Origin of the sequence: Aquibacillus koreensis (assembly GCF_025154055.1) — a bacterium.
Classification (GTDB): domain Bacteria; phylum Bacillota; class Bacilli; order Bacillales; family Amphibacillaceae; genus Aquibacillus_C; species Aquibacillus_C koreensis.
The window spans coordinates 42,383-60,109 of record NZ_JAOALK010000033.1; the positions used below are offsets into that span (position 1 = coordinate 42,383).

At 36.1% G+C, this 17,727-nt stretch carries 22 protein-coding genes and 1 pseudogene; 6 read left to right on the plus strand and 17 right to left on the minus strand.

Annotation, left to right across the window (positions count from 1 at the left end; genetic code table 11):
* The first annotated feature begins 77 nt into the window (after positions 1 to 77).
* The gene (locus NYQ66_RS08840; protein ID WP_259868921.1) at positions 78 to 440 is read left to right on the plus strand and encodes a hypothetical protein; all 363 of its coding nucleotides are present in this window, start codon (positions 78 to 80) and stop codon (positions 438 to 440) included.
* A gap of 165 nt (positions 441 to 605) precedes the next feature.
* Entirely contained in the window at positions 606 to 1,085 is a 480-nt protein-coding gene (locus tag NYQ66_RS08845; protein WP_259868923.1) for a divergent PAP2 family protein, read from the plus strand.
* A gap of 84 nt (positions 1,086 to 1,169) precedes the next feature.
* On the opposite strand, the gene NYQ66_RS08850 is transcribed toward NYQ66_RS08845, so the two are convergent.
* From NYQ66_RS08850 to NYQ66_RS08860, 3 genes are all read right to left on the minus strand, one after another.
* Positions 1,170 to 1,850, minus strand: coding sequence for a 3D domain-containing protein (locus NYQ66_RS08850; protein WP_259868925.1), 681 nt, complete (start codon positions 1,848 to 1,850; stop codon positions 1,170 to 1,172).
* A 67-nt stretch (positions 1,851 to 1,917) separates the two neighbouring features.
* Entirely contained in the window at positions 1,918 to 2,229 is a 312-nt protein-coding gene (locus NYQ66_RS08855; protein ID WP_259868927.1) for a YuiB family protein, read from the minus strand.
* A gap of 230 nt (positions 2,230 to 2,459) precedes the next feature.
* A complete protein-coding gene (locus tag NYQ66_RS08860) occupies positions 2,460 to 3,677 on the minus strand; it encodes an NAD(P)/FAD-dependent oxidoreductase (RefSeq protein ID WP_259868929.1) in 1,218 nt (405 codons plus the stop codon).
* A 261-nt stretch (positions 3,678 to 3,938) separates the two neighbouring features.
* Here NYQ66_RS08860 and NYQ66_RS08865 point away from each other — a divergent pair, with 261 nt between their 5' ends.
* Positions 3,939 to 4,922, plus strand: a complete 984-nt coding sequence (locus NYQ66_RS08865) for an NAD(P)/FAD-dependent oxidoreductase (RefSeq protein WP_259868930.1) — start codon at positions 3,939 to 3,941, stop codon at positions 4,920 to 4,922.
* A gap of 100 nt (positions 4,923 to 5,022) precedes the next feature.
* On the opposite strand, the gene NYQ66_RS08870 is transcribed toward NYQ66_RS08865, so the two are convergent.
* The 4 genes from NYQ66_RS08870 to NYQ66_RS08885 all read right to left on the minus strand — a co-directional run bounded on the left by NYQ66_RS08870 (position 5,023) and on the right by NYQ66_RS08885 (position 7,000).
* Positions 5,023 to 5,385, minus strand: a complete 363-nt coding sequence (locus NYQ66_RS08870) for a HesB/IscA family protein (protein WP_259868932.1) — start codon at positions 5,383 to 5,385, stop codon at positions 5,023 to 5,025.
* 56 nt (positions 5,386 to 5,441) lie between these two features.
* The gene (dapF, locus tag NYQ66_RS08875; protein ID WP_259868934.1) at positions 5,442 to 6,305 is read right to left on the minus strand and encodes a diaminopimelate epimerase; all 864 of its coding nucleotides are present in this window, start codon (positions 6,303 to 6,305) and stop codon (positions 5,442 to 5,444) included.
* A 44-nt stretch (positions 6,306 to 6,349) separates the two neighbouring features.
* Complete coding sequence (locus NYQ66_RS08880; protein ID WP_259868936.1) at positions 6,350 to 6,589, minus strand: DUF1450 domain-containing protein; 240 nt, start codon at positions 6,587 to 6,589, stop codon at positions 6,350 to 6,352.
* Positions 6,590 to 6,679: 90 nt separating this feature from the next.
* Positions 6,680 to 7,000: a YuzD family protein gene (locus tag NYQ66_RS08885; protein WP_259868937.1), complete on the minus strand. Its 321-nt coding sequence runs from the start codon at positions 6,998 to 7,000 to the stop codon at positions 6,680 to 6,682.
* Positions 7,001 to 7,237: 237 nt separating this feature from the next.
* Here NYQ66_RS08885 and NYQ66_RS08890 point away from each other — a divergent pair.
* Positions 7,238 to 7,456, plus strand: a pseudogene (locus tag NYQ66_RS08890) (NifU family protein); the annotation flags it as partial.
* An 813-nt stretch (positions 7,457 to 8,269) separates the two neighbouring features.
* On the opposite strand, the gene thrB reads toward NYQ66_RS08890, so the two are convergent.
* From thrB to NYQ66_RS08910, 4 genes are all read right to left on the minus strand, one after another.
* On the minus strand, positions 8,270 to 9,169 hold the full coding sequence (thrB, locus tag NYQ66_RS08895) for a homoserine kinase (RefSeq protein ID WP_259868939.1): 900 nt from the start codon (positions 9,167 to 9,169) through the stop codon (positions 8,270 to 8,272).
* Complete coding sequence (thrC, locus tag NYQ66_RS08900) at positions 9,166 to 10,227, minus strand: threonine synthase (RefSeq protein ID WP_259868942.1); 1,062 nt, start codon at positions 10,225 to 10,227, stop codon at positions 9,166 to 9,168. Before thrC ends, thrB begins: the two co-directional genes overlap by 4 nt.
* Before the next feature lie 3 nt (positions 10,228 to 10,230).
* Positions 10,231 to 11,526, minus strand: a complete 1,296-nt coding sequence (locus NYQ66_RS08905; RefSeq protein ID WP_259868944.1) for a homoserine dehydrogenase — start codon at positions 11,524 to 11,526, stop codon at positions 10,231 to 10,233.
* A 171-nt stretch (positions 11,527 to 11,697) separates the two neighbouring features.
* A complete protein-coding gene (locus NYQ66_RS08910; protein ID WP_259868946.1) occupies positions 11,698 to 12,708 on the minus strand; it encodes a protein kinase family protein in 1,011 nt (336 codons plus the stop codon).
* A 135-nt stretch (positions 12,709 to 12,843) separates the two neighbouring features.
* Between NYQ66_RS08910 and NYQ66_RS08915 the strand changes: the two genes are divergently transcribed.
* On the plus strand, positions 12,844 to 13,353 hold the full coding sequence (locus NYQ66_RS08915) for a phosphatidylglycerophosphatase A family protein (protein ID WP_259868950.1): 510 nt from the start codon (positions 12,844 to 12,846) through the stop codon (positions 13,351 to 13,353).
* Between the two features lie 218 nt (positions 13,354 to 13,571).
* On the opposite strand, the gene NYQ66_RS08920 is transcribed toward NYQ66_RS08915, so the two are convergent.
* The 3 genes from NYQ66_RS08920 to mobA form a co-directional block, all read right to left on the minus strand.
* Entirely contained in the window at positions 13,572 to 14,141 is a 570-nt protein-coding gene (locus NYQ66_RS08920; RefSeq protein ID WP_259868952.1) for a GNAT family N-acetyltransferase, read from the minus strand.
* 261 nt (positions 14,142 to 14,402) lie between these two features.
* Positions 14,403 to 14,789, minus strand: coding sequence for a YbaN family protein (locus NYQ66_RS08925; RefSeq protein ID WP_259868954.1), 387 nt, complete (start codon positions 14,787 to 14,789; stop codon positions 14,403 to 14,405).
* Positions 14,790 to 14,812: 23 nt separating this feature from the next.
* Complete coding sequence (mobA, locus tag NYQ66_RS08930; RefSeq protein WP_259868956.1) at positions 14,813 to 15,412, minus strand: molybdenum cofactor guanylyltransferase; 600 nt, start codon at positions 15,410 to 15,412, stop codon at positions 14,813 to 14,815.
* Between the two features lie 194 nt (positions 15,413 to 15,606).
* On the opposite strand from mobA, the gene NYQ66_RS08935 reads away from it, so the two are divergent.
* Positions 15,607 to 16,332 (plus strand): Crp/Fnr family transcriptional regulator, encoded by a 726-nt coding sequence (locus NYQ66_RS08935; protein WP_259868958.1) that lies wholly within the window; start codon positions 15,607 to 15,609, stop codon positions 16,330 to 16,332.
* A 26-nt stretch (positions 16,333 to 16,358) separates the two neighbouring features.
* Here the strand turns inward: NYQ66_RS08935 and mobB are convergent, their stop codons facing one another.
* The 3 genes from mobB to NYQ66_RS08950 form a co-directional block, all read right to left on the minus strand.
* The gene (gene mobB, locus NYQ66_RS08940) at positions 16,359 to 16,865 is read right to left on the minus strand and encodes a molybdopterin-guanine dinucleotide biosynthesis protein B (RefSeq protein ID WP_259868959.1); all 507 of its coding nucleotides are present in this window, start codon (positions 16,863 to 16,865) and stop codon (positions 16,359 to 16,361) included.
* A 148-nt stretch (positions 16,866 to 17,013) separates the two neighbouring features.
* The gene (moaD, locus tag NYQ66_RS08945; protein ID WP_259868961.1) at positions 17,014 to 17,247 is read right to left on the minus strand and encodes a molybdopterin converting factor subunit 1; all 234 of its coding nucleotides are present in this window, start codon (positions 17,245 to 17,247) and stop codon (positions 17,014 to 17,016) included.
* A gap of 6 nt (positions 17,248 to 17,253) precedes the next feature.
* Complete coding sequence (locus NYQ66_RS08950; RefSeq protein ID WP_259868963.1) at positions 17,254 to 17,718, minus strand: molybdenum cofactor biosynthesis protein MoaE; 465 nt, start codon at positions 17,716 to 17,718, stop codon at positions 17,254 to 17,256.
* Positions 17,719 to 17,727: the final 9 nt, after the last annotated feature.

Sequence of the window (17,727 nt, forward strand, 5' to 3'; positions counted from 1 at the left end):
ATGTTCAAGCGTTTTTACTAGAAATCAACACCCTTCCGCCTTTTCTTTCATATTCTAGAAAAAAAGGAGGGAGTTACATGCTTTATCCAATTCAGTACACCTATACCCAACAACCCTATTATGGATATTATGCTCCTGTTCGGTACCCCTACCCCGAAGTAAATACGCAACAACTCAAAATGTCTGCAAAAGCATTAAGACCACTTATGCAAGATGCAAACAACATACTTGAATCCTTTTCAAGTTCAGAAGATTTTGCATATAAGGTCATGGATGCTGCACAAAAATCAGAAACGGATAATATAAAGACATATATAAGAGAACTTGGAATTACACGAGACGTGGAAATAAAATACAATCCCGACAGCATACAATTAAGGCTTGTAAATCAAACGAACCAGATTGATTGTTGTAAACTCTCTATTAGCTTGCATTGGTAAATATTGTATGATTAAATTTTTGTAATGCTCTTCTGCAAACAATGACTTCCTTTTCATTCGTGTGTTATAATCGAACATATTATTTTAACTTTCCTTTTGTTTAGTTCATTTTTGAAAAGGGAAAATTAAAGTTACGACTGATGCAGGAAGAAAGGATGTTTTCGATTGGATGTTTTCGCTAACTTTCCACTTTGGGCAGCACTATCTGCGATTGTTTTCGCGCAAGTAGTTAAAATACCTATTCACTTTATTGCTACAAAAGAGTTTAAACCAGGTCTTGCTTTTAGTACAGGTGGTATGCCTAGTAGCCATTCGGCAGCTGTTGCAGCAGTAACAACAGGAATAGGGATAGAGCACGGCGTAGCATCCGGACTCTTTGCAGTTTCGTGTATTTTCAGTATCATCATTATGTTTGATGCTACGGGGATCCGAAGACAAGCAGGAGAGCAAGCCATCATTTTAAATATGCTCGTAAAAGACTTCCATTATTTTATTGAAGAAGCAAAAGTATGGTCAAAAAAAGAAGAATACGAAAAGCAAGCAGAGCTTAAAGAACTGCTAGGTCATCAACCGATTGAAGTATTTTTCGGCATGACTACCGGTATCATACTTGCATTTATTCTTTATCCACTTTTCGGAGCATAAAAGCTTTAAGCACATTGTGTTATAACTGGACGCGTCTATTGCACATTAATAAAAAAACCGCCACGCAGGCGGTTTTTTTATTGATTAACTTTTTCTAAATTGTTCTCTAAACACTTGTAGTGCTTCTGTATCATTTAATTCTTGCAACACTTCTTCTGTTAAATTCCCATCACCTTTTTTTATAAGGAAGACTTCGACATCCTTTTTCCCCCACTCTTCATAGACCTCGTCTACCGTAGGGTAATATAGATCAATCTTATTCCCGGTGATTGCAGAACCTTTATCGGCAACAACTCCATAACCATAGCCTGGAATATATAGAATAGTTCCAAGTGGATATACATCTAAGTCAGCCGCAATGGTTGAATATAAATCCCTTTTCACCTGAACACCTGAATAAGTAATTCCGTATTCGGGGTGATTAGGAGTCTTACCAGTTGATTCGATCCCTGCGGTATAGCCAGTTGCTGTGACCAACGCACGTGGGTATTGTTCTAAATCAATGGCTTCCTCTAATGTTTCAGGACGTTCAGTCTGTTCACTAGAGACATAGGTCGTGTTAGATTCTTGATAATGTAATGATTTGCTCATAATTGCAACTTCTCGAGCTGGTTGTTGTTCTGATTGGATCACAGAAGCAGAACTTTCAATATCACCCAATAGATCATTCACTGTGATATTCGTTATAATAGAAAGCGTCGTACAAACTGCAACTATAAATAATAGCGCAATACAAAACCTTCTTAATAACTGTAATTTTTTCATGTATGGATAACACCTCTCTGGGTGTCATCTTTTCCATTTTTACAATCTTTTATACATCAAAACAGTATTAGAACATCTGGTAGCCACTCTTTCGTAATTTCTTTATGACAATTCCAGAAGCAATTGTACCGATTAATCCAGATAATAAAATAGCAATATCATAACCATTTAATTTGGTCATATCAGACCATACCGTAGTAAACGCTGAAATAGGATTAGTAAAATAATAAGAAATCGCAAAATCATCCACAATTAATAAGACGACAATTGGATAAAAGAAGGACATAATCCACGTGCGCCTCAATAACATATTTAATATAAAAGATATTCCGAAAAATAAAACAAAGTAAATGACGAGTGAAACGACTAACTGTATCATTCATGTTCTCCCTTTTTTAGATTAACCCTAGTCTATTTTCTTAGATAGGTCAATGGCTTGTATGTATTTTTGTATCAAACAACATTTTAATATTAACATGGCACAAGAGCAAGACAAAAAGTAACTTTAACATCATTCCTATTTGAAACCTTCTATTACACATCACTATTCTCCATCGTCATGTAAAAAAAGGCAAGGACAGAACCTCTGCCATTGCCTTTTTGAATGGATTAAAATATATTGAATTTACCTTTTTTAAGGACTAGTCCAATTCCACCGACTTTTAATAAAGCACGATTATCAATAACTTTTTTCATGACAGAAGCTGACCAACCAAATAGTTTTTTGTTACCGAAAATAACACCAATCGCATCACCGTGACCTAAAGATGCTACTGTACCTTGGTTGTTAAATTCAAATGATTCAAGATCGCCTCCACCTTTTACAAGTGTTGCTAAATTATGGGCACATACGTCTGCTTCTTGCATTGCAATTTGAGCAGTCGGAGGATAAGGACGATCTGTTTCTTTATTCCAAATAAGTGCACAATCTCCTACTACAAATACATTTTCGTGTGAAGGAGCACGTAAATCTGGCTTCACTTCTACTTTACCTCTATTGTGCTCTAAGCTTGACTCTTCTACTAGATGGTTAGCTCGTACACCTGCTGCCCATACTGTAGTATTAGTAGCGATTTCTTCTTGTTCCCCATCTTTCTCAATTACGATACCATCTGGCTTACACTCTTTAAGCATAGCACCTAATTTAAATTCTACACCACGTGATTCTAGTGAATTCATCGCATATTCAACTAGTTGTGGATCAAAGCCTGGAAGAATAGATGGCATTGCTTCCACATTAATAATTCTAACTAAGTTTCGATCGATATCATATTCTTTACAAAGTTGAGGTACACGGTCAGCAAGTTCACCTAAGAATTCGATACCTGTGAAACCACCACCACCTACAACGATGTTTAAGCGCGATTCATTTTTTTCTGACTCGTTATTATATTTCGCAAAGTTGTATTCGATGTGTTGTCGAATTAAACGTGATTGGTTAACACTTCCAATTGTAAATGCATTTTCAATTAATCCAGGAATACCAAATGTTGCTGCCTCAAATCCTAATGCAACAACTAAATAATCGTAATCTAACTCACCATTTTCAAGAATTACTTTATTCTCATCTGGCTTAATCGCTGTAACTGTGTCTTGTACAAAATCTACTTTTCCAGAGTTGATAACATCTTTAATCGCATAGCGACCACGATCATGGTGCAACGTGCCTGCGGCAGTTTCATGTAACCATGTTGATTCGTAGTGATAATCATGCTTATTCACTAACGTTATATGTGCGTCGTTAACTCCTAATTTTTTTTGTAATTTTACTGTAGTTGTGAGGCCCCCATAACCTGCGCCTAGTATTACAACCTTTGGTTTGTTCATTTCATCACATCCATTTATATAATATTGTAAATTAAGCCATCGTGATATTTTTCACTTATACGACTATATTGTCATTAAATCGTAATATTTAACCTAAATTTTATCTTAGACTCTTTTATAATAATTTTCAACCCAAAAGTATATTTTTAGAAAATTCCTATAAATATACTTGTTATCAAACTGTTCATTATTACACATTACTAATAATGTGTTAAAATAATATGGTCTACTTATGCTTATGTAAATTAGGAGGAATCATTCATGTCCGATCAGGTATATGATATTACTATAATAGGAGCTGGACCAGTAGGTTTATTTACAGCGTTCTACGGTGGTTTAAGACAAGCAAGTGTTAAAATAATTGAAAGCTTGCCACATATTGGGGGTCAATTAAGTGCATTATACCCCGAAAAATATATTTATGATATTGCCGGATTTCCAAAAGTTCGAGCACAGGAACTAATAGATAACTTAAAAGAACAAACGGATCTTTTTAAACCATCCATCGTACTTAACCAATCCGTTGAAACAGTCGAACGATTGGAAGATGGTTCTTATAAATTATCTACAAATAGTGAAACACATTATACTAAGGCACTCATTATCACGGCTGGAAATGGAGCATTTCAACCAAGAAAGCTAGGTTTAGAAGGCGAAGATCAATTCGAAGGTAAGAACTTACATTATTTTGTTGAAAACATGAATGCCTTTAAAGATAAGAAAGTTGTTCTTTTTGGTGGTGGAGACTCAGCAGTGGATTGGGCATTAATGCTTGAACCAATTGCTAAAGAAGTGACGCTTGTACACAGAAGAGATCAGTTTAGAGCACATGAACATAGCGTAGAACTTCTTAAGAATTCAACCGTAAACATCATGACACCCTATGTACCAGAGGCATTAGTTGGTGATGATCAAATTGATCAAGTTGTTTTGAAACAAGTAAAAGGTGACAATGAAGTAACGTTAGATGTTGACGCGGTGTTAGTTAATTATGGATTTATCTCTTCATTAGGACCAATCAAAAATTGGGGCCTTGAAATTGATAAAAATAGTATCGTTGTTAACTCTAAAATGGAAACAAATGTGGAAGGGATTTATGCTGCTGGAGACATTTGTACGTACCCTGGTAAAGTTAACCTGATAGCAGCTGGATTTGGCGAGGGACCAACTGCAATTAACAACGCAAAAGCATATATCGACCCTAATGCACGGGTGCAACCAAAGCATTCAACAAGTATGTTTTAAATGATTTTGCTCAATGTAGACGACTCAGTATTTTACTGAGTCGTTTTTGTTCCTGAATATAAAAAAACAACACCCATAAGATGGTGTTGTTTTGTATTAGTTAACAATTTTCTGGCGTGCCTTCACGTTCTTTTGCTTTAAAGGAAGATCCACAACCACATGATACAATCGCATTTGGATTTTCAATTGTAAACCCGCCGCCCATCATGTTTTGTTTGAAATCAATCACTGTTCCTTCAATTACAGGGATATCTTGTTTAAATATAGTAACCGGGATCCCGTTTATTTCTTCTTCAAGGTCTAATTCTTTATTTACTTCATAATCAAAACCTAATGAATAAGAAAGTCCACTGCATCCGCCACCTTTTACGCCAAAACGCAAGCGTGCATTTGCTTGATCTTCTTCTTCCTTCAGCATTTCCTTAATTTGAAGACTCGCAGCGTCCGTTATATTAAGAACCATTGTATGTCCTCCTCACTTGTTTCATAATTAGAGTATACTAAGGAATGCAAAAGCATTCAACTTTTAGGATTCCAATAGAATTCTCCACTTACTGTTGTTGAAGCGTTCCCTCTCATCCAAACATGACCATCATTTGCCCAAGTAATAAAAAGGTCCCCTCCACTAAGATGGACACAAATTTCCTCACCCTTATTAGCAAAACCATTTAGAATCGAAGCCACTACTGCGGCACAAGCACCAGTGCCACACCCTTGGGTTATACCTGAACCTCGTTCCCAAACTCTAAAGTGCATTTCCTTATCGGAAACTATCTCAACAAACTCAACATTTACACCTTCTGGAAAACGTTGGTCTACCGTTATAATTGGACCCAATTCAGTTAATGGTGCTTCCGCTATATCTTCTACAAAGAAGATCGCATGTGGGTTTCCCATTGATACAGCAGTCACAACTAACGGGTGGTGACTTATTTCAAAAGATTCTGCAATTACTTGTTCGTCTGCGTTTCCTTCCATAGGAATTAAGTTCCTCTTTAGGATAGGCTCACCCATATCTACAGTAACTTCCTCTACAAAGGCTCTGTCGCCACGAATTTCTGCCGTAACATTACCTGCTTTTGTTTCAATTGAAAAGGTTTTACTTTCGACCAGGTTATTTTCGTAAGCATATTTTGCAACACACCGCAGGCCATTACCGCAATTTTTTCCTTCTGAACCGTCTTTATTAAAAATCCTCATACCAACATCCGCTTGGATACTAGGATGGATCAGAATTAATCCGTCAGAACCAATTCCGATGTCCTTGTTCGCTATATCAATAGCCAGTGGTGCTAACAGTTCTTCTTCTATTTGATACTTAAATAAATCTAGAAAGATATAGCTATTTCCTAAACCGTGCATTTTTGTAAATGGAATATTCATGGTTAACCTCCACAATACTTCAAATATATTATCTATTAAATCGTTTAGAGTAGGGGATTTTCGTCTATAAACGCATATACTTTTTCAACTAACTCTTCTGCTGTGTCAGCAATAATTGGTTCACCACCAACGATAGCGACCATAAACTGGGCACATAGGCCACAGAAACTTGTACAACCATATTCTACAACATCAAGATCAGGGTCCTTTTCTAGCACTTCTTTTGCTTTTTGAGAACCACTCACTATATTATTGATACAAAACTCAACTACTATTGGATTCATGTTTCTCTCCTTTATCTATCATGAACTTTGAATCCCCTTATATCTACCATAGCTTATCACAGAATCAAAAAAAACTACTAATAATTATTCTTATAGTGTAACCTTTGATTCAATGACTTGCATAATTGGTTTTATAGTTGGAATCCCTTCCCCCACAACTTCATCATCTATGACGATCAATGGATAAAATAACGCATCGCTTTCTAATTGCTCTATATACTTTTCATGCTTTTGACTAGTAGCTGGTTGATCGATATCCACATAAACAAATTCAAATTTATTTTTATTAAACTTACGAAAAACAGCCGCTTGAAGCCATTCATAAGTATCTTTTGATCCAGGTGCATTCACACAACTCGCACAAATACGATCCGCACCATACACCGTAATATTTACCTTTGGTTGAGTCAATACAACCACCTCCATTATTTCTCTATCCTCACTTAGTAATAAGTAGAGAATGAATATCCTAATACATGACTAGGTTACTTATATTTTACAAAATGATCAATTAAAGATAAAATATAAATGATTATATGTCTAAAAAACAATCGAGTGATTTAGATCATAGATTTTTTTCTTAAAAGCCTTTATAATAATAGTTATGAAGAAAGGAGAAGATGGATGATGCAAGAACAAGCTACGCAAGTAGAACAGGTACAAGAGGTATTAAACAAATTGCGTCCATTCTTACTACGTGATGGTGGAGATGTTGAGTTGGTTGATGTAGATGAAGGCATTGTACGTCTTCGTCTAATGGGAGCATGTGGGAATTGCCCAAGTTCAACCATTACCTTAAAAGCAGGTATAGAACGCGCTCTCATGGCTGAAGTACCAGGAATCACTGAAATCGAACAAGTATTTTAATCATATATAATAGATGATCCTCTTACTTAGGTAAGAGGATTTTTTAATTCCTTCATGCGATTATGGTTTATGAGAGTTCTGACGAGTTGTCTATAAACTGTGACGTAACAATCTATATTCAAATAGAAAGTGGTCATGATGCCCGAAATGATTGCAGAGGACCTCAAATGGGAACCAAATGTTAGTTATGATGCCCGAAACGATGACAGAGGAGCTCAAAAGGGAATCAAATGCCGGTTATGATGCCCGAAATGATTGCGGAGGAGCTCAAAAGGGAATCAAATGCTGGTCATGATGCCCGAAATGATTGCGGAGGAGCTGAAAAGGGAATCAGATGCCGGTTATGATGCCCGAAATGATTGCAGAGGACCTCAGAAGGGAATCAAATGCTGGTTATGATGCCCGAAATGATGGTGGAGAACCTCAAAAGGGAATCAAATGCTGATCATGATGCCCGAAATGATTGCGGAGGACCTTAAAAGGGAATCAAATGCCGGTTATGATGTCTGAAATGATGACGGAGGAGCTAAAAAGGGAATCAGATGCCGGTTATGATGCCCGAAATGATTGCAGAGGACCTCAGAAGGGAATCAAATGCCGGTTATGATGTCTGAAATGATGACGGAGGACCTTAAAAGGGAATCAGATGCCGGTTATGATGCCCGAAATGATTGCGGAGGATCTCGAAAAGGAATCTAAGCTAATTATAATCTGGGAGTTATCTTAGAATAGACTAGCGTTACGTCGCCTTTTATATCAACTACGAAAACAAAATCAAAAAACATATCCAAGCAAAATGGATATGTTTTTTAATCAGTATGATACATTCAATTTCATTGTAACAAGGCCTTCATTTTCTACCTGAAGTGGCAACCACTCAAATTCGGGATAAGCATTTTCCCAGTCAGCTAACCGTTCCTTCACCACTTGATTATCTACAATAGCAATCATGGTTGGACCAGCGCCGCTTAAGAAAGTTCCATACACATCGTGCTCTAAATAAGCTTCTAATTTATCATAATGAGGTACTAGAGGCTTTCTGTATGGTTGATGAAATAAATCCTTTTTCATCATCTTTCCGAGCAACTCCCAATTTCCTTGACAGATTGCTGCAGTGCTCACATTTGCGATACTGCTTGCATGCACACTTTCTTGATACTGAAAATTAGCAGGTAAAACGGCTCTCGCTTCTTTTGTTTTCAGTTCAAAATTAGGCACAATTGCCAAAAAAGTAATATCTCGAATAGCTGCCTTCGTCCAATTGACCTCATAATCAAAATGGCCAATAACACAGCCTCCCATTAGAGAAGGTGCAACATTATCTGGATGCCCTTCAATCTTGGTAGCTATCTCTAATTTTTCTTCGGCAGATAATTCTAATTCTAATAATAAATTAGCAAGTTCAATACCAGCAATCGTAGCTGTAGCACTGCTACCAAGCCCTCTTGCTAATGGAATATCACTTTTCATTTCCACCTTACAAGCTGGTAATTCGTTGTAGCCAAACTGTAATGCCGTTTCAATTGCGATTTGATAAACAAGATTTTCCTTACCAGTCGGAATACCCATAAGACATTCAGACGCAGGGACAAACTCCCATTCGTCTGACCGGTTTACTTTTAAATCAAGGTATAGGTTTAACGCCAAACCGATTGAATCAAAACCCGCCCCTAAATTCGACGTACTGGATGGAACTCTAATTACCCAACTCATACCATTACACTACCTAGAATTTCCTGCACTACTTTTTCTTCATCGTTAGGTAGTACACGTGGTTTTATTGCACTATAGTCAATCGCCGTATTAGGATCTTTTAATCCGTTTCCTGTAAGAACCGTAACGACAGTAGAACCTTCTTCTACCTTATTCTGTTTTAATGCTTTAAATAGACCGGCAATAGAAGCGCAGGATGCAGGTTCTGCAAAGATACCTTCATTTGCTGCAATCCACTGGTATGCCTCGATCATTTCTTCATCTGTAATCTCGTCAATCGCACCACCAGATTCATCTCTAGCATTCACTGCACCAGTCCAACTTGCTGGGTTACCAATCCGAATCGCTGTACCAACAGTCTCAGGATTTTCAAATACACGATCATGAACAATAGCAGCTGCACCACTTGCTTCGAATCCCATCATCTTAGGAAGACCTGTTTGTTTCAGCTCATTGTATTCTTTGAAACCTTTCCAATAAGCAGTAATATTTCCAGCATTACCTACAGGAATAAATAAATAGTCAGGTGCTTTTCCTAACACATCACATACTTCAAACGCAGCTGTTTTTTGTCCTTCAATACGATAAGGATTGACTGAATTTACTAATGCAATATCTTTGTTTTCTGAAAGCTTTCGAACATATTTAAGTGCATCATCAAAATTACCCTCGATTGCAAAGATCTCTGCACCGTACATCACTGCCTGTGCTAGTTTTCCTTGTGCGATTTTACCATCTGGGATGACAACAATACATTTAAGTCCTGCTCGAGCGGCAAAAGCAGCCGCTGAAGCTGACGTGTTACCAGTTGAAGCACATACAACTGCCTTTGCACCATCTTCAATCGCTTTGGCCATAGCCATTACCATACCACGATCTTTAAATGAACCAGTTGGGTTAGCTCCTTCTATTTTTGCGTATGCTTCGATGTTGTATTGTTTTGAGAGATTTTCTAATTTAATTAAAGGCGTATTACCTTCATGTAAACTTAAAGTTGGTGTATTTTCATTAACAGGTAAATACTGCTTATAATTTGATAATAATCCTTGCCAAGTCATTCTTTATTCCTCCCCATCCACTCGGTAGTAGCTAATAATTCTATTGACAACAGATAGCCCTTGTAAATGATCTAAGCTATTCAGTAATTGTTGTTTACTAATTTGGTGCGTAACCATCACAATCTCAGCCGTCTCTTTTTTACTTCCAGGAAGCTGTAAGATCTTTGCAAAACTAACCTTTTCATCAGAAAATACATTCGTTATTTTCTGGAATGTACCTGCTTCATCATCAACTTCCATTCGAATGAAGTACTTCGTGTACTTTTCTTCATTCTTTTTCAGTTGTGTTTCGTATTGTGGTGAAACATATGAATTCCCACTGATTCCAAGACGAATATTTTTAATGACCTCCATTAAATCGGAAACAACTGCAGTTGCTGTTGGCATGCTTCCTGCACCTGGACCATAAAACATCGTTTCTCCTACTGCTTCTCCATACACATAAACCGCATTATATTCATTTTTCACTAATGCAAGTGGATGATCTTTCGGTAAGAGTGTTGGCTCCACACTTACTTCCACTTTTCCGTTATTAATGGAAGCAATTCCTATTAACTTAATAGTATAACCGAGACTATCCGCAAAAGAAATATCTTCTTGGCTAATATTACTAATCCCGGAAACTTCTACATCATCTAGGCCAATCTCCATCTTAAAAGCCAAATTAGCTAACAATGTCATCTTCCTAGCAGCGTCTAAACCATCTACATCAGAAGTGGGGTCAGATTCAGCAAAGCCTAGTTCTTGTGCTTCTTTTAACACTGGATCAAAAGCTAAATGATCATCCGTCATTTTTGTTAAAATATAATTCGTTGTGCCATTTACAATCCCCATAATCTTTTGGATACGGTCAGAAGCTAAACCATCTGACAGTGAACGAAGGATTGGAATTCCACCTGCCACACTTGCATCGTAAAAAATATCACAGTTATTTGCTTTCGCTAATTTTAATAATTTTTGACCATGTACAGCCATCATATCTTTATTGGCTGTTACAATGTGTTTATTATTTCTAAGCGCTTGTTCTATGAGTAAGTTTGTTTGATCTATACCACCCATTACTTCAACAATAACATCTATTTCAGGGTTATTTACAAGCTCATCAGGATTACTAGTAAGCCATTCAGGATTAACAACTATATCCCTTGGCTTATGTATGTCATGAACAAGAATTTTGTTTACGACGATCTCACAGCCCAATTTATACTTGATTTCTTCTTGATGATTCTTTAAAATTTTCACAACGCCTGTTCCAACCGTACCTAGGCCACATAAACCGACTTTTATCTCTTTCAACATTAACGCCTCCCCCTGTTTGTTTAAAGAGTACATGTGTTTATCTATAGTGGACATTATACAGATGTAATTCTTGTTAATCAAGATTCATTTGCCCAAATTTCTGAAAATTTAAAGTAGAATGATAATACACGTATGTTACTTTTTTTTACTAAACGTAAAAAACTCAGTTTATCACTGAGTTTTCACCTTACTTTTATAAGTTTGTTTCAACCACTGAATTTCTGGGATTGCTTTCTGCCTAGGATGAATCCCCATCTCCTCAAAGAAATAGGACAGCTTCTCCTGATAGTTCCTTTGATTTATCAGTGCTTTTTCAAACGATTCATAGATTTGCTCATCATTGCCCGTGGAAAGTCCTACTTCTAAATAATCAAATAAATGGATAGGAAATAAAAGACGTGAATATAACAACCTCCACCCAAAAATCGATAACGGTCTTACCTGCTCATATTCATTTAGAAACGTCTTTATCCTTGTGATTGAATGACCTTCATCGGATGACATTAACGGTCGAATGTGCTCACAAATATCTCTTGTAGGATGATCGTAAGTAAGTTCGTGGGACCAAATTAAATCCTTTTGAACTTGGTTCGTGTACCGTTGGAAAGTAATACTAGCTTGATCGCCTTCATGAAAACGTTGATCTGTTTCTGTTTCTTGCAAGTACTGTATAGCATTTTCCGATAAACCGATTAAATATGGAAATGAATCCAGAAATAACCGTTGAAAATGTGAAACAGGTCTCTCCTGCATTTTCTGTTGATATAATTGTTCAAAGGTGTCTAGCTTATTCTCCCATAATGTTTTCCATTGACCGTAACTGGAGATATAGTTTGGTGCGTATGGATATCGGGTACCTGTGTCATGAAAGGATGCTAATAACTGAGGGTGTGACATCTGACTAGAATATTTTTTTATGTTACCTTTGCAGACTACATATTCTTTCTCATGTAAATGCGTTATTATGTTATTTTGTTGATTAAAAATTGGAGAAGCAATATTTTCAAATCCATTTGCAATTAAATACGTACTAACAAGTTTTTGTTCCTGATGAAGTAATGCATTGTTAGGATTGGGAATAATAATATAAAAGTCGTTTCCATTTTTATATCCTTCATAGCCATTGACTGTCACTTTTTGACCTTGAAATTGCGGAATATAGTTTGATAGTAATTCCATCATGATTATCATCCTTTCAAAGTGAGCTGTTAATGACAGTTTATGAGACTAAAATGGGAAACTGAACCTTGCATCATGATTTATACAAGGTTACGATGGGTATATTAGTAATACGAATCTAAAATAAGGTGTGATTTAATGAATCAACATACAAGTCAAACTGCGTTAGAAATAAAGGCTAGGGCCTGGTTAGAAGAACGTGGTGTAACAATCGATGATATTGCTGATCTTGTTTACTACTTACAAAGCAAATACCACGACAATCTTACCATGGAAGATTGTGTCCATCATACGAATAAAGTTTTAATGAAACGTGAGGTACAAAATGCAATCCTAACAGGTATTCAATTGGATGTACTTGCTGAACAAAAAAAGCTAGAATCTCCATTACAAGAAACCATTGAAATTGATGAAAGTTTATATGGCGTTGATGAAATCATTGCATTTTCTATTGTCAATGTATATGGTTCTATTGGTTTCACAAATTATGGATACATTGATAAACAAAAGCCCGGGATTTTAGAAAAATTAAATGACAAAAGCAGCGGTCAATGTCATACATTTTTAGATGACATTGTTGGCGCAATTGCTGCAGCAGCATCTAGTAGGCTTGCACATAGTGCAGCAAATGACCGGGACGTAGACTAAGACTAAAAGATAATAACAGTAAAGATAGCAAAAAATAACGCTTGGGTTATAAAAATACCCAAGCGTTATTGTCTTGTTAAACAAACGCACCATTTAACTTTCCTATAGTTGACATATTTTGTTAATTAGTTATTTCTTTTTCTAGACAAAAATGTGCATTGCCATTCTAATCTAATTCTTTGTACTTCACGAATCCTCGCCTATCCGTTTACAAAATCCTACTCATTAGAATTTTTATAATATATTAGATTATCTGTCCATTCTCCAAATTCGAAAATTAACCCTTTTCTTGTACATTCATACTCCATTCCAATACTCTCTGCTAAATGGATGGAAGCAGCATTATCTAAATTGATATGGGCTTCGATACGGTGGAATTTCAAATGATTAAAAGCAATAGTAAGTGCTTCTTTTACCGCTTCTTTGCCGTATCCTTTTCGCCAAAACTGATTATGGATGGTGTATCCTATTCTTCCCCATTGGAAGTCATCTCTTATTAAAGTTGAAAAATCCACCATTCCTAGATGTGTACCGTCTTCTTTTCTAAACACACCAAATACGTGTGCAGTATCTGTAAGTGCTAACTCTTGGTGTTTATCTACTAGATTATGAAACCACTCCTGCGTGCACGCACTCATGTCTATTTTCCCTTGATCATGGCGGTGTTGAGATGGATAACGGTTTTCAAATTCATTTAGCCAATTTTCATAATCAGCTTTCTGTAATGGTCTTATTACTAATCTTTCTGTTTCTGAAACAACCTCAAATTTTTCTTCTGTCAATTTCAATGTGACATCTCCTCTGTATAGACTTTTTCCTAAAGACAAAACCTGCTTTGATCATTTGATTTAGTTTATTTGCCATAAGACATCACACCTTTCAAATATAAATAGTACATTAATTAACATAAGGAACAGTATATAGCTTTTGTCATTATGCTATATAGGTTGAGAATGTGATTTAATACCTAATATTTAGCGTTTTGGTCTACTGATCGGTATTCTATTTCGTATGTCTCTCAACGGATACGTGACTACTTATGATTATAATCAGGTTTCTTTTATGTTTATTTTTGTTTTCAAATTGATTATAAAAAAAGTAACCCACACCACAACAAGTGCTAACAATATTTTCACGAAAATAAAAGGAATCAACACAATAATGGAATAAGATGTGCTTACCCATAACAATAGCAATATAGTGATCTTTGCTCTTAGTGGAATCCCTTCTCCCGCTTTAAATTGCTTTATATATTTTCCTAACCACCTATTATCTAATAACCATTGATGTAGTCGATTGGATGACTTTCCGTAACAGTAAGCAGATAACAATAATAACGGTGTAGTAGGTAAGAGTGGTAAGATGATACCTAAGAGTCCCAAAATTAAACTTAGTGTACCGAATGAAATAAGTAAATATCTTTTTAAACCTTGCATGACCATTACGCTCCCTATACTAGTTACTTTCTAGTGTTTCCATCTTTTCTATTAATAAAATTCGCATAATCCTCTTGTCGATTAATATTTATAAAAGGCATTTCATCATTCATTTTTACATATTTCACGTTAATTCTATCATGTAATTGTTGCATCGACCTTTGACTATGATCCAACTGGTCGAGGATAATTTCTTTGATTGATCCCCGATATAATGCTAACAGTGGTTGCATTTTACCTTTTACGATTGGAACAATGGCTTCTTTTGTATAATCTATTTGGTCGATCAGTTGTTTTATTATCGCTGCCTGTATAAACGGAACATCAATCGGAACAACAATATACCAATTTGCCTCTTGTTTATCCATTCCCGTATAAATACCCGCGAGAGGACCATTCCCCTGATAAACTTGATCGGTAATTACATGAACAGAGCTATCTATTTGCTCAAAAGATTCACTTAATATTGGGCTTGTCACCAATAATATCGTTGACGTATGACTTTTCAAAGCATCAATCGAGTATTGGTAAAATGGAAGATTTCCACGTTTTGCGAATGCCTTTGGCGATCCAAAACGCCTTGACTGACCACCTGCGAGAATAATCCCAGCCACCTCATCCATTTTTGCCCCTCCTTTTCCTTAAAAATTCATACCTTTCTCACTCCACTATAATGGATCACTTTTAAAAGTGCTATGCTCGTGCACAAAAGTCATAATATTGTAACCTTCCCCCCATGTATGAACGCTTAGAAATGATAAGATAAGTATAGATACTATTTATACTTATAAGTGAAATAATGCGAAGAGGTGATGACATGGGATCAGCTTTACTTCAAAAACAAAGAAATAAAAAATCGGATTTAATTTCCAACGAATTAAGAGATTTATTAAAATCAATAGGCGTAACAAAAAAAATGCATAAAAATAGATATCTTTTCCGCGAAGGAACAGAAGCACATGAAATATACCTTATCCAATCTGGTATTGTTCAAATTGGTAAACTTACTGCTGAGGGAAAAGAGTTAACATTACGGATTTGTAAAGCAGACGATATTGTTGGAGAACTTACTTTGTTTTGTGATGATCCAAAATATATGCTCAGTTCTAAGATCATAGAAGCTGGTGAAGTATTGGTTATCAGTAAAGATCGATTAGAGCAAGAATTGATGTACAATCCTTCTCTCACCTTCGAATTTATGAAATGGACGAGTAATCATATGAGAAAACTACAATCCAAGATGAGAGACTTGCTTCTTAATGGCAAAAAAGGAGCACTATATTCTACATTAATTCGTTTGTCAAATAGTTACGGCATCATGCAACCAAATGGGATCTTAATTGATATCGTATTAACAAACAGTGAGCTTGCAAAGTTTTGTGTTGCAACACGCGAGAGTGTCAATCGTATGTTAAGTGAGCTTAGGAAATTAGGGATTGTTTCCATAGATGATAAAGGAAGAATTACAATCCACGACCTCCAATATTTAAGAAGAGAGATTGGTTGTGAAAATTGCCCAATTGAAATCTGTAACATTGACTAAGAAACGAGGCATCTTGTCTCGTTTTTTTATTCCTCATGTTTTGCAAATAAATGAAGGTTATGCATGATCCAATTGATTGCCGCATCTGATGTTTCAAAAACTTGGTATTGCTCTGACTGTTCAATGGCTACCATACTAACAACTGCTACAACATTAGAAAGTTGTTTAAGTAAATCTAGATCCTCTTCCTCTCGAATTAATACTACTTTTCCAAAATGTTGTTGCTTAAAGCCTTCTATTACAACAAGTTCTACTTCCATCAGTTGATAAAACGTTAATATTTTTTCAATATCCCATATTGATTGTGAAAGAGAAAGTTGTAAAACACCCGCTCCCTCGACACCCGATACGACCGCTCCAGCTGCAAGATGTTTTTCGCTATCTGTATTTTCAAACCCTAGTGGAACACCTCCGTGTCCATGATGTTTTAACGAGGCTACCTGTATCTTTCGTTCTTTTAATGCCGCTATTAATTGACAGGAAAATGTAGTCTTTCCACTATTTTTGTATCCTACTATTTGGATTGGAATCATATGTACACCTGTTCTTTCTATATTATAAATAATTATACAATTTTAAAAGTGAACTAAATCACAAAAACTAAAATTATTTTTTCCGAACTACCGTCAACCATATGCAAAAGGATGCACCGTATTTAGAACGTGCATCCTTTTTTGCATATTATCCTCCACTTACTGGAGGTATAATGGCCACTGTATCACCTTTTTTAATTACATCATCATCTAACGCGTATTCTTCATTAACAGCGACCATTACTTGATCGAGCTTTGAAAGATTATAATCGGATTGCAATCTTTCTTTTAATTCACGTACGTTTATTTCATCTATATTTAATTCTAGTTGATCCGTACCAGCATCTTCTTGTAATTGTGCAAATAAAAGTACTGTTATCACTCTATATCATTCCTTTATATGAGGTTTTCCTTCTGGATAAGGAACATTTTCTAATTGATCACCAAGCCAAGTTTCTCCGTTTTCCCAGTGTTCTTTTTTCCAAATTGGGACGATTTGTTTGATTCGTTCGATCGCATATTCATTTGCCTCATACGCCGCTTTTCGATGTGGGGAGGAAACTGCAATTACAACAGCTATATCCGAAATATCCAAACGCCCGACACGATGTGTAATCGCTACTTCTGTGTTCGGCCATTTAGTTTGTATCTCTTTTCCAATCGTTGTTAGCATTTTAATGGCCATAGGTTTGTAAGCTTGATACTCTAAATAAAGCGTCCGTTTTCCTTTTGTCCATTCTCTAACCGTACCAATGAAAGTAGTAATAGCTCCTGCATCTCTGCTCTCCACTTTTTTAACAATTTCATCTACTTGAATTGGTTCATCACTTATTTGAAAAAATTCCTGTGTCATTGTGATGCT